Annotated in this window: 7 protein-coding genes and 3 rRNA genes; 8 read left to right on the top strand and 2 right to left on the bottom strand. The window is 58.6% G+C overall.

What is annotated here, in order from left to right:
- Positions 1-544 precede the first annotated feature (544 nt).
- Both J7024_RS11305 and J7024_RS11300 read right to left on the bottom strand, forming a co-directional pair.
- The gene (locus J7024_RS11305; protein WP_124830820.1) at positions 545-1,306 is read right to left on the bottom strand and encodes an anti-sigma factor family protein; all 762 of its coding nucleotides are present in this window, start codon (positions 1,304-1,306) and stop codon (positions 545-547) included.
- Positions 1,303-1,821: a sigma-70 family RNA polymerase sigma factor gene (locus J7024_RS11300; RefSeq protein ID WP_124830821.1), complete on the bottom strand. Its 519-nt coding sequence runs from the start codon at positions 1,819-1,821 to the stop codon at positions 1,303-1,305. Before J7024_RS11300 ends, J7024_RS11305 begins: the two co-directional genes overlap by 4 nt.
- A gap of 156 nt (positions 1,822-1,977) precedes the next feature.
- Between J7024_RS11300 and J7024_RS11295 the strand changes: the two genes are divergently transcribed.
- The 8 genes from J7024_RS11295 to J7024_RS11260 all read left to right on the top strand — a co-directional run bounded on the left by J7024_RS11295 (position 1,978) and on the right by J7024_RS11260 (position 12,372).
- Positions 1,978-3,066, top strand: coding sequence for a catalase family peroxidase (locus tag J7024_RS11295; protein WP_175752575.1), 1,089 nt, complete (start codon positions 1,978-1,980; stop codon positions 3,064-3,066).
- On the top strand, positions 3,066-3,596 hold the full coding sequence (locus J7024_RS11290) for a cytochrome b (RefSeq protein WP_124830823.1): 531 nt from the start codon (positions 3,066-3,068) through the stop codon (positions 3,594-3,596). The genes J7024_RS11295 and J7024_RS11290 overlap by 1 nt, the downstream gene beginning before the upstream one ends.
- 569 nt (positions 3,597-4,165) lie before the next feature.
- A 16S ribosomal RNA gene (locus J7024_RS11285) occupies positions 4,166-5,698 on the top strand.
- Positions 5,699-6,094: 396 nt separating this feature from the next.
- A 23S ribosomal RNA gene (locus tag J7024_RS11280) occupies positions 6,095-8,976 on the top strand.
- Between the two features lie 154 nt (positions 8,977-9,130).
- Positions 9,131-9,243 (top strand): 5S ribosomal RNA (gene rrf / locus J7024_RS11275).
- Together the 16S, 23S and 5S rRNA genes form the textbook arrangement of a ribosomal RNA operon.
- A 466-nt stretch (positions 9,244-9,709) precedes the next feature.
- A protein-coding gene (locus J7024_RS11270; RefSeq protein ID WP_199568652.1) for an IS3-like element IS407 family transposase occupies positions 9,710-10,830 on the top strand; the annotation gives its coding sequence in 2 pieces (ribosomal slippage) (positions 9,710-9,968 and positions 9,968-10,830; 1,122 coding nt in all).
- 71 nt (positions 10,831-10,901) lie between these two features.
- A complete protein-coding gene (locus tag J7024_RS11265) occupies positions 10,902-11,045 on the top strand; it encodes a hypothetical protein (protein WP_175762662.1) in 144 nt (47 codons plus the stop codon).
- 67 nt (positions 11,046-11,112) lie between these two features.
- Entirely contained in the window at positions 11,113-12,372 is a 1,260-nt protein-coding gene (locus J7024_RS11260; protein WP_175762639.1) for an IS256 family transposase, read from the top strand.
- Positions 12,373-12,382 lie beyond the last annotated feature (10 nt).

Here is a 12,382-nt window from a genome sequence, read left to right as displayed (position 1 = left end):
GATCGCGAACGCACCGCAATGAATGTGGACAACCTCGGCAAACCCGATCGAAAACGCCGTGGCACACTCGCGGTCCGCGTGCGTTGCGCGTTTCACGATACGTGCAGACGTGGCACGTTCAGTTATTCGCGCAACGTGTCATGTTGAAAAGCTTGTTGATAATCCCGCACCGGAATCAATCAAAATACTGTGCAACAAATGCGTGAGTGCTTCGTGGGCGGATGAATTCATCGCGCCGCGAAGCCCATATGGCGGGGCTTTGAGCGTCTTGACGCGGTGAGGCGATCAACGGGCGGGCAATCGATCGCAGTAACGTTCGAAATGTGGATATCCCGCAGCCAAATTCACTCGAAACTCTGTGATGAGCGAAGGTGAGGGCGACGGTGCTCGTTCAAAACATCGGTCGGCCTGCTATGTGGACAAGCGACCCCGAATCGACTTCAAACGCTGTGTGCTCGAATGACGAGCGGGGCACGCCGATGACCGGCCGCCCGTACAACGGCACATCCAGGCGGCCGTTCGGCGAGGCCGCGCATCGTATCACTTACGTCTGCGCATCAAGCGCCCGCACAACCGCCGTCTCCCCAAGACTATCCGCCGGCCCGACCACCGCGAAGTTCAGCCCGCGCACGGACCCATACCGCGCCAGCAACGCGCCATCCACGCGTTGCCCGGCCGGCAGCAACCGATGTTTCGATTCCGCTGGCCGCAGATAGAAGCTCAGCGTCCGCCCTGCATCGTCCTCATAGAGCACCATCGCAGCCGTGGCTCCGCTGTCCGTCGTAAACAACCGTCCGCCGACTGGCCTGAACCCAGCCGTGCTCAAATCCGGCAATCTCGCCGACGCCCCCACGCGCCTGGTGAGCCACCCCTGCAAATCCCCCGCACCCGTCGGCCGGTAATCGACCTTTGCCGTCTGATCGACCACCATCATCCGGTAAGCCTCGACCGCATCGCTCATTGGCGCGATGGGCGGCGCCGCGTTCCACCCGCGTGCCTGCCACCCGCCGAAAGTCCCCAGCCCGATGCAGAGAACGAACGAAGCCGCCATCGCGAAACGCATCCGCGCGCGCTCCGCACGCCGCGCCCGGATCGAGACCGGATCGAGCGCAGGATTTGCGCCGGGCATCCGCACGCTCTCCAGCGCGGCGCGCAATCGCTGCGCATCCTGCTGCCATTGCTTCACCTGTTCCGCGCTCTCCGGATGCAGCGCGAGATATCGCTCGACCGCGGCGCGCGCATCGTCGCCGAGCTGGCCATCGACATAGGCCTGGAGATCGTGTTCGTCTGGGCGGAGGTCGTTCATTTCATCAATCGAAGGGAAGGTGCGGGAAGCTCGCCGTCGCTGAGCTGGCGCAGCGCCTGGCGCGCGCGGGAGAGTCGCGACATCACCGTGCCGATCGGCACGTCGAGCAGGTCGGCGACTTCCTGATACGTGAAGCCCTCGACCGCGACGAGCAGCAGCAGGCTGCGCTGCTCGTCAGACAGACGGCCGAACGCTTCGAGCGTCGCACGCGCGGCCATCTCGCGTTCGGCGGACGGCCAGTGCGGCTCGTCGTCGGTGCGGATGCGGCCGAGCAGCCACGCGTAGCGTTTCGCACTGCGTTTGCCGTCGAGAAACTGCCGGTACAGGATCGTGAAGAGCCAGCTGCGCAGCGACGCGTCGTCGCGGCGGCTCGCCCAGCGCGACAGCGCGCGCTCGAGCGTCGACTGGACGAGATCGTCGGCCGCATGGACGTCGCGCGCCAGCCAGAGCGCGAAGCGTCGCAGCCTGGGGATGAGTTCGCGCAATGCGTCGTCGTCGAGGGCGTTTGAGGGCATGGCCGGGCCGTAGCCGAAAGGCGTGGAGATGCCGCGTAGGACGCCGGTCGGCGCCGTTTATTCCATCAGCATACGAAAAAATTCTTCATGGAATAAAGCGGCGCGGGTGGCGTCCTACGCCCGTTCGACAATGATCTGACGATCGGGAGTGCATCCATGAAGCAATCTTCCTCTTCTTCGCCGCCGCGCGAGCCCGGCCGCGAGTGGTGGCGCTGGGCCGTGATCGGCGGCGCGGTGGCCGGCGTGGCCGTTGCGTTCGGGTACGTCGGCGGCTGGCTCGCGCCAGCGCGTCTGACCCCGCACCGGCTTGTCGACGCGCTGCAGACGGCCGGCGGCGTGCATCCGGGCTTTCGGCGCAATCACGCGAAGGGCGTATGCGTGACCGGTTACTTTGAAGGCAACGGCGCCGCGAGCGCGTATTCGGTCGCGCCGTTTTTCAAGGCTGTGCGTACGCCGGTGGTCGGCCGGTTCGCACTGCCGGGCGGCAATCCATATGCGCCCGACAGCAGCGTGCCGATCCGCAGCCTGGCACTGAAGCTCACCGCGCCCGATGGCCAGCAATGGCGGACCGGGATGAACGCGATGCCGGTGTTTCCGGTTGCGACGCCGAAGGCGTTCTACGCGCAACTGCTCGCGACCCGGCAGGATCAGGCGACGGGCAAGCCCGATCCGGCGAAGGTGAAGGCATTTTTCGGCGCGCATCCGGAGACGGCCGCATTCCTCAAATGGGTGAAGGGTGCGAAGCCGAGCGCGAGCTACGTCACCGAAAGCTATTACGGGCTGAACGCGTTTTATTTCGTCGACGCGGCGGGCAAGCGCCAGGCGGTGAGGTGGCGGGTCGTGCCGGAGCAGACGGCCGGCGCGGGCGACGTCGCGACGGCCGCCGATCCGAATGTGTTGCAGGAGGACCTGACGCGGCGCATTGGGGACGGTGCGCAGAAGTGGAAACTGCTCGTCACGCTTGCCGAGCCTGGCGACCCGGTGGACGACGCGACGAAGACGTGGCCCCCGCAGCGGACAACGATCGATGCGGGGACGCTCGTGCTCGATCGCGTGGAGCCGCAGGACAGCGGTCCATGCCGCGACGTGAATTACGACCCGACGGTGCTGCCGCAGGGAATTCGGGTGTCGGGGGATCCGTTGTTGGCGGCGCGGTCGGCGGCGTATGCGGATTCGTATCTGCGCAGGACGAGTGAAGAGGCCGGTGTGGCCGGCGCGGCGCGATTGAGTGCGGAGGGACGGTGATGAGCGCTTCTACGACCTTTAGCTTGCCGGCGAGGCTGTTGCATTGGGTGATGGCCGCGATGATCGTCGCGATGCTGTTCATCGGTGTGGGGATGGTGGCGTCGGTCTCCGAGCGACACGATTTCCTGGTGGCTTTACATAAGCCGCTGGGGATCGCCGTGCTAGTGCTGGTGTGTGTGCGGATCGTGGTGCGGTTCGTGTCGAAGCCGCCGGCGTTGCCCGCGGATCTGCCTGGGTGGCAGAAGGCCGCCGCGCATGGGTCGCATCTCGTGCTGTATGCGCTGATGCTCGCGATGCCGCTGATCGGGTGGGCGATGCTGTCGGCTGGCGGGTATCCGGTGACCCTGGGTGGCGGCGTGCAGTTGCCGGCGCTGGTTTCGGCTGATCCGGCGGCGTTTGCCTGGCTCCGGGTCGCGCATCGGGTGCTGGCCTATCTGTTCTTCGTGACGTTCCTCGCGCACTTTGCCGCTGCGCTGTATCACGGCTTGATCCGGCGGGATGGGGTGGCGAGAGCGATGGTCGGGCGGTGAGCGATGGAAGGTTGCGCAGGATACGGCAGGGCTGCTCACAAACTACCGAGGGTGCTTCTGCCGCATCAATTCCATGATTACTGGGGCGGCTCAACGAACCGCCCCGCACTCTTTTTCAAAATATTTTCACAAAGGGCTTGCGGAGATGGGGGCGGGTGCATAGAATCACGCCTCTTTCGCGCTAACGGAAACACGGCGCGGGGGAAGAAGGGAAGCGGTGCGGTCGAGGTTGTTGCAAAGCCTTGGCGCACACGGAGTTGAACCCCAGCCGTCGCGACGAAGCAGTTAAAAAAGTTGTTGACGATCTGGAAAAAGCGGTTCATAATCTCGCTTCTCTGCTGCTGAAAACGCAGCGCTGCTGAGAAAGATAGATTTCTCGCGGAAATGCTCTTTAAAAATTAACAGCCGATAAGTGTGGGCGCTTGATGGCCGCGAGCTGATCTTCGGATCAGATAGCGAAAGTATCAAGAGTCTCACACTAAAGTAAGTCAGGTTTATGAAGCAATTCATATTCCTGTCAGCTTTGAGTGAGCGACCGGTTCGAAAGAACCGAAAACAGTAACAGGTTTAAACTGAAGAGTTTGATCCTGGCTCAGATTGAACGCTGGCGGCATGCCTTACACATGCAAGTCGAACGGCAGCACGGGTGCTTGCACCTGGTGGCGAGTGGCGAACGGGTGAGTAATACATCGGAACATGTCCTGTAGTGGGGGATAGCCCGGCGAAAGCCGGATTAATACCGCATACGATCTACGGATGAAAGCGGGGGACCTTCGGGCCTCGCGCTATAGGGTTGGCCGATGGCTGATTAGCTAGTTGGTGGGGTAAAGGCCTACCAAGGCGACGATCAGTAGCTGGTCTGAGAGGACGACCAGCCACACTGGGACTGAGACACGGCCCAGACTCCTACGGGAGGCAGCAGTGGGGAATTTTGGACAATGGGCGAAAGCCTGATCCAGCAATGCCGCGTGTGTGAAGAAGGCCTTCGGGTTGTAAAGCACTTTTGTCCGGAAAGAAATCCTTGGCTCTAATACAGCCGGGGGATGACGGTACCGGAAGAATAAGCACCGGCTAACTACGTGCCAGCAGCCGCGGTAATACGTAGGGTGCAAGCGTTAATCGGAATTACTGGGCGTAAAGCGTGCGCAGGCGGTTTGCTAAGACCGATGTGAAATCCCCGGGCTCAACCTGGGAACTGCATTGGTGACTGGCAGGCTAGAGTATGGCAGAGGGGGGTAGAATTCCACGTGTAGCAGTGAAATGCGTAGAGATGTGGAGGAATACCGATGGCGAAGGCAGCCCCCTGGGCCAATACTGACGCTCATGCACGAAAGCGTGGGGAGCAAACAGGATTAGATACCCTGGTAGTCCACGCCCTAAACGATGTCAACTAGTTGTTGGGGATTCATTTCCTTAGTAACGTAGCTAACGCGTGAAGTTGACCGCCTGGGGAGTACGGTCGCAAGATTAAAACTCAAAGGAATTGACGGGGACCCGCACAAGCGGTGGATGATGTGGATTAATTCGATGCAACGCGAAAAACCTTACCTACCCTTGACATGGTCGGAATCCTGCTGAGAGGTGGGAGTGCTCGAAAGAGAACCGGCGCACAGGTGCTGCATGGCTGTCGTCAGCTCGTGTCGTGAGATGTTGGGTTAAGTCCCGCAACGAGCGCAACCCTTGTCCTTAGTTGCTACGCAAGAGCACTCTAAGGAGACTGCCGGTGACAAACCGGAGGAAGGTGGGGATGACGTCAAGTCCTCATGGCCCTTATGGGTAGGGCTTCACACGTCATACAATGGTCGGAACAGAGGGTTGCCAACCCGCGAGGGGGAGCTAATCCCAGAAAACCGATCGTAGTCCGGATTGCACTCTGCAACTCGAGTGCATGAAGCTGGAATCGCTAGTAATCGCGGATCAGCATGCCGCGGTGAATACGTTCCCGGGTCTTGTACACACCGCCCGTCACACCATGGGAGTGGGTTTTACCAGAAGTGGCTAGTCTAACCGCAAGGAGGACGGTCACCACGGTAGGATTCATGACTGGGGTGAAGTCGTAACAAGGTAGCCGTATCGGAAGGTGCGGCTGGATCACCTCCTTTCCAGAGCTTCTCGCAAAGTTGAGCGCTCACGCTTATCGGCTGTTGATAAAGACAGAAAGACTGTCTGTTGGCGGTTTTATCGGCTATAATGCCGGCCGCTTTCGATAATCATCAATGACAAGCGTTCGAACGAAGCGTTGTTCGAGTCTTTGTCATTGGCGATTGAGCCAGTCAGAGTGATACGTCTTACGTATCGGCTGTCGTTCTTTAACAATCTGGAAGAAGTAAGTAATTTGGATAGCGGAAGCGTCTTGAGATGGACGTGGAAGTTATCCGGGTTGTGATTGTATCGATGTATCTCAAGATGATTCGAACTCTATGTTTGACTCAATTGGAATACGGCACAACGCGAGAACTCAACCTGTAACGACTGTCGATGAGACAGACTCGTTATAGGGTCAAGCGAACAAGTGCATGTGGTGGATGCCTTGGCGATCACAGGCGATGAAGGACGCGGTAGCCTGCGAAAAGCTACGGGGAGCTGGCAAACGAGCTTTGATCCGTAGATGTCCGAATGGGGAAACCCACTCCTTTTGGAGTATCCATGGCTGAATACATAGGCCATGCGAAGCGAACGCGGTGAACTGAAACATCTAAGTAACCGCAGGAAAAGAAATCAACCGAGATTCCCAAAGTAGTGGCGAGCGAAATGGGATGAGCCTTGCACTCTTTATTTGTATTGTTAGCCGAACGCTCTGGAAAGTGCGGCCATAGCAGGTGATAGCCCTGTAGGCGAAAACAGTATGAAAGAACTAGGTGTGCGACAAGTAGGGCGGGACACGTGAAATCCTGTCTGAAGATGGGGGGACCATCCTCCAAGGCTAAATACTCGTGATCGACCGATAGTGAACCAGTACCGTGAGGGAAAGGCGAAAAGAACCCCGGGAGGGGAGTGAAATAGATCCTGAAACCGCATGCATACAAACAGTCGGAGCCTCGCAAGGGGTGACGGCGTACCTTTTGTATAATGGGTCAGCGACTTACGTTCAGTAGCAAGCTTAACCGTATAGGGCAGGCGTAGCGAAAGCGAGTCCGAATAGGGCGTTCAGTTGCTGGGCGTAGACCCGAAACCAAGTGATCTATCCATGGCCAGGATGAAGGTGCGGTAACACGTACTGGAGGTCCGAACCCACTAACGTTGAAAAGTTAGGGGATGAGCTGTGGATAGGGGTGAAAGGCTAAACAAACTTGGAAATAGCTGGTTCTCTCCGAAAACTATTTAGGTAGTGCCTCGTGTCTCACCTTCGGGGGTAGAGCACTGTCATGGTTGGGGGGTCTATTGCAGATTACCCCGCCATAGCAAACTCCGAATACCGAAGAGTGCAATCACGGGAGACAGACATCGGGTGCTAACGTCCGGTGTCAAGAGGGAAACAACCCAGACCGCCAGCTAAGGTCCCCAAATATAGCTAAGTGGGAAACGAAGTGGGAAGGCTAAAACAGTCAGGAGGTTGGCTTAGAAGCAGCCACCCTTTAAAGAAAGCGTAATAGCTCACTGATCGAGTCGTCCTGCGCGGAAGATGTAACGGGGCTAAGCTATATACCGAAGCTGCGGATGCGAGCTTTGCTCGCATGGTAGGAGAGCGTTCCGTAAGCCTGCGAAGGTGCGTTGAAAAGCGTGCTGGAGGTATCGGAAGTGCGAATGCTGACATGAGTAGCGATAAAGGGGGTGAAAGGCCCCCTCGCCGTAAGCCCAAGGTTTCCTACGCAACGTTCATCGGCGTAGGGTGAGTCGGCCCCTAAGGCGAGGCAGAAATGCGTAGCTGATGGGAAGCAGGTCAATATTCCTGCACCATTGTTAGATGCGATGGGGGGACGGATCGCGGAAGGTTGTCCGGGTGTTGGAAGTCCCGGTCGCTGCATTGGAGAAGGCGCTTAGGCAAATCCGGGCGCAGGATTCAAGGGTGTGGCGCGAGCTCCTTAGGGAGCGAAGCAATTGGAAGTGGTTCCAAGAAAAGCCTCTAAGCTTCAGTCTAACGATGACCGTACCGCAAACCGACACAGGTGGGCGAGATGAGTATTCTAAGGCGCTTGAGAGAACTCGGGAGAAGGAACTCGGCAAATTGGTACCGTAACTTCGGGATAAGGTACGCCCTTGTAGCTTGATGCGCCTGCGCGCAAAGGGTGAAGGGGTTGCAATAAACTGGTGGCTGCGACTGTTTAATAAAAACACAGCACTCTGCAAACACGAAAGTGGACGTATAGGGTGTGACGCCTGCCCGGTGCCGGAAGATTAAATGATGGGGTGCAAGCTCTTGATTGAAGTCCCGGTAAACGGCGGCCGTAACTATAACGGTCCTAAGGTAGCGAAATTCCTTGTCGGGTAAGTTCCGACCTGCACGAATGGCGTAACGATGGCCACACTGTCTCCTCCCGAGACTCAGCGAAGTTGAAGTGTTTGTGATGATGCAATCTACCCGCGGCTAGACGGAAAGACCCCATGAACCTTTACTGTAGCTTTGCATTGGACTTTGAACCGATCTGTGTAGGATAGGTGGGAGGCTATGAAACCGGAACGCTAGTTTCGGTGGAGCCGTCCTTGAAATACCACCCTGGTTTGTTTGAGGTTCTAACCTTGGCCCGTGATCCGGGTCGGGGACAGTGCATGGTAGGCAGTTTGACTGGGGCGGTCTCCTCCCAAAGCGTAACGGAGGAGTACGAAGGTACGCTAGGTACGGTCGGAAATCGTGCTGATAGTGCAATGGCATAAGCGTGCTTAACTGCGAGACCGACAAGTCGAGCAGGTGCGAAAGCAGGTCATAGTGATCCGGTGGTTCTGTATGGAAGGGCCATCGCTCAACGGATAAAAGGTACTCTGGGGATAACAGGCTGATACCGCCCAAGAGTTCATATCGACGGCGGTGTTTGGCACCTCGATGTCGGCTCATCTCATCCTGGGGCTGTAGCCGGTCCCAAGGGTATGGCTGTTCGCCATTTAAAGAGGTACGTGAGCTGGGTTTAAAACGTCGTGAGACAGTTTGGTCCCTATCTGCCGTGGGCGTTGGATATTTGAAGGGGGCTGCTCCTAGTACGAGAGGACCGGAGTGGACGAACCTCTGGTGTACCGGTTGTCACGCCAGTGGCATCGCCGGGTAGCTATGTTCGGAAGAGATAACCGCTGAAAGCATCTAAGCGGGAAACTCGCCTTAAGATGAGATATCCCTGGGGACTAGATCCCCTTGAAGGGTCGTTCGAGACCAGGACGTTGATAGGTCAGGTGTGTAAGCGCAGTAATGCGTTCAGCTAACTGATACTAATTGCCCGTAAGGCTTGATCCTATAACAAGTCTGCCTTGTAGATCGGCGCCGTGCGCAAGCACCGGCTGCGATCCAGCGCGACATGTTGGATTCTCGTGTGTGATACACACAACCTAAATTACTGCTTCTTCCCAGATTGGTTCTGTTGGCCGCGCCAGCAGAACAACCCTCTTTGCCTGATGACCATAGCGAGTCGGTCCCACCCCTTCCCATCCCGAACAGGACCGTGAAACGACTCTACGCCGATGATAGTGCGGATTCCCGTGTGAAAGTAGGTAATCGTCAGGCTCCCTAAGCCAGAAACCCCCGCCCGACTAGGCGGGGGTTTTTGCATTTGAGCGACGGAATGCGTGTGGAGTACTCGGCATGGATGCTTGTCGTGCTGCATGCGCTGATGCTTGCGATACCGTCGAATGCCGAGAGAGCGGAGCGCAACTTTTCGTCTGTTGTGACGATTGTTGAAGTTACTCGCAGCGCCGCTGCGGACCATTTGAATCAAGGCGCGTGCAGAAGTGCTTCACGCTGAGCCATCACCAGGCAACAGAGCGGCGCAAAGGGGCCTGCGCAGCGTATTCCTGATCCTTTTCCTCTTCTTGGGCAGCTGCACCATAGGGCTGCTTTCGCCAGTCCAGCGCGTTGTAGTCGGGCGTGATGATGACCCTTCGGGAATCAAAGTTGAACCGAAGTGACCTGCCCCCTGCAAACCGGGCCAGCCGGAGTCTAGTAAAGTTCGTTTTCGGAGAAGAAGACGAACATGAAGAAGCGCTTTACGGAACAGCAAATCATAGGGTTTCTGAAGGAAGCTGAAGCCGGCATGCCGGTCAAGGAACTGTGCAGGCAGCACGGGTTCAGTGACGCGTCGTTCTACACGTGGCGCGCAAAGTTCGGCGGCATGGAAGTCTCGGAAGCCCGCCGGCTCAAGGACCTCGAGGTGGAGAATGCCCGGCTGAAGAAACTGCTGGCCGAAGCAATGCTCGATATGGAAGCGTTGAAGGTCGTCGTCAAGGGAAAGCCCTGAGCCCGCAAGCCAAACGCGAAGCAGTGTCGGCGATTCGGGAGAAGGTCAACATCTCCGAGCGCCGCGCCTGCCGGCTTGTCGGGCTTTCTCGCAGCGTGCTGCATTACGACGCGAAGCCGGACCACGAGAATGAGGTGCTCGCGGCGCGTCTGGTGGAGTTGGCGCACGAACGTCGTCGATTCGGCTACCGTCGACTGCACGCCCTGGTGGAGCGCGAAGGCACGCACGCCAATCACAAGCGCATCTATCGCCTGTACCGTGAGGCAGGGCTGGCTGTGCGGCGCCGTCGCAAGCGCCAGGGCGTCATGATTGAGCGCGAGCAACTGGCATTGCCGGGCGCGCCCAACGAGGTGTGGTCAATCGATTTCGTGATGGATGCGCTTTCCAACGGCCGGCGCGTGAAGTGCCTGACCGTCGTCGACGACTTCACGAAAGAGGCTGTCGACATCGTCGTCGACCACGGCATCTCAGGTTTGTATGTCGCTCGGGCATTGGACCGTGCAGCTCGCTTCCGTGGCTATCCCAAGGCGGTGCGAACCGACCAGGGACCCGAATTTACGAGCCGCGCGCTTGACCAGTGGGCGTATGCGAACGGCGTCACGCTGAAGTTGATTCAGGCGGGCAAGCCAACGCAGAATGCGTACATCGAATCGTTCAACGGCAAGTTCCGCGACGAATGCCTTAACGAGCACTGGTTCACGACGCTCGCGCACGCTCGGGCAGTCATCGCGGCATGGCGTCAGGACTTCAACGAGCAAAGGCCGCACAGCGCACTGAATTACCTTGCGCCGTCAGAGTTTGCGGCGAAACATCGGGCAACCGCGGATGCTCCTGCCGCTTTCCAGGAGCTGGTTTAAAGGGACTTTGCTAGAAGCCCATTGGCCCGATTGAAGGGGGCAGGTCAGAAGATACCCTAGCGGAGATAGCCGTGGAGAAAGGTGCTAAGTCGTTGCTCTTACCAGTGTCGTGCCGGCGCCAATTGTTTGACCTGTCGGACGAGATGGCAACCAAGTTGGATGTTGAGTTTTATCAGGACGGACGGGACGCATTGTTGAAGGCGCTTGCCGAATAACGGCCTCACCGAGCCTATCCGGTCTTTTGTGTGTGATGCATAAACTGACGGCCAAGGAGCCACTTTTATGCCACGCAAACGCAAGGAAGAAGTGACGATAGAACCGGGCAAGGGCTTGAACCTGGACCCGGAACTGATCAAGCAACTGGTGCCCGGAACGCTGGACCGGGCGACGATCAACGAGCAGCTCGCGGCGCTCAAGAAGGCGATCTTCGAGCGCGCACTGGGCGGCGAGTTGGCCCACCACCTCGGCTACGAGAAGGGCGAAGCCAAGCCGGCCGGCAGCACGAACCATCGCAACGGCACCAGCCGCAAGCGCATCGCGACCGATGACGACCTGCTCGACGTCGAGATTCCGCGCGACCGCGAAGGCACCTTCGATCCGGTGCTGATCGCCAAGGGCGAACGGCGCTTTACCGGCTTCGACGACAAGATCATCGCGATGTACGCCCGCGGCATGAGCGTGCGGGAGATTCAGGGCTTCCTGCAGGAGATGTACGGCATCGAAGTGTCGCCGGACTTCATCAGCACCGTCACTGACGCGGTGATCGACGAAGTGCGTGAGTGGCAGCAGCGGCCGCTCGAGCCGATGTATCCGGTCGTGTTCTTCGACGCCTTGCGCGTCAAGATCCGCGACGAAGGCGTTGTGCGCAACAAGGCGATCTACCTGGCGCTGGGCGTGCGCCGCGACGGCACGCGTGACGTGCTGGGCCTTTGGATCGAGCAGACCGAGGGGGCCAAGTTCTGGCTGCGGGTGGTGAACGACCTGAAGCTGCGCGGCGTGCAGGACATCCTGATCGCCGTGGTCGATGGCTTGAAGGGCTTCCCGGAAGCGATCAACACGGTGTTCCCGGAAACGACGGTCCAGACCTGCATCGTGCATCTGATCCGGAACTCGCTGGACTTCGCCAGCTGGAAAGACAGGAAATCGGTTGCAGCGGCGCTCAAGGAGGTCTATCGGGCACCGTCGGCCGAAGCGGCCACCGTGGCGCTGGATGCGTTCGACGCGAGCCCGTGGGGTACGAAATACCCCCCGATTGCCGCCCTCTGGCGCCGGGCCTGGGATCAGGTGATTCCGTTCTACGCCTTCGCACCTGACATCCGGAAAATTGTATACACGACCAACGCGATCGAGTCGCTGCACATGCAGCTTCGGAAGATCATCAAGGCGCGCGGCCACTTCCCGTCGGACGAGGCCGCGCTCAAACTGATCTGGCTGGCGCTGCGCAACGTCGTGGCCAAGTGGACCGGTTCCCGGCACGATTGGAAGAGCGCGATGACCCAGTTTGCGCTGCTTTACCCGGAACGATTCAACATTGGAGTCTGAATCTCAACCC

The sequence above is a fragment of the Burkholderia sp. WTPI3 genome, assembly GCF_021483755.1.
Taxonomy (GTDB): domain Bacteria; phylum Pseudomonadota; class Gammaproteobacteria; order Burkholderiales; family Burkholderiaceae; genus Burkholderia.
Note: the sequence above shows the minus strand (reverse complement) of the source record. Positions and strands in the feature narration are given on the sequence as shown.

Bases quoted from the DNA above. Each gene is read 5' to 3' on its own strand.
- J7024_RS11295 (WP_175752575.1), top strand. From the start codon at position 1,978: ATGAAGCAATCTTCCTCTTCTTCGCCGCCGCGCGAGCCCGGCCGCGAG.
- J7024_RS11260 (WP_175762639.1), top strand. From the start codon at position 11,113: ATGCCACGCAAACGCAAGGAAGAAGTGACGATAGAACCGGGCAAGGGC.
- J7024_RS11290 (WP_124830823.1), top strand. From the start codon at position 3,066: ATGAGCGCTTCTACGACCTTTAGCTTGCCGGCGAGGCTGTTGCATTGG.
- J7024_RS11300 (WP_124830821.1), bottom strand. From the start codon at position 1,821: ATGCCCTCAAACGCCCTCGACGACGACGCATTGCGCGAACTCATCCCC.
- J7024_RS11305 (WP_124830820.1), bottom strand. From the start codon at position 1,306: ATGAACGACCTCCGCCCAGACGAACACGATCTCCAGGCCTATGTCGAT.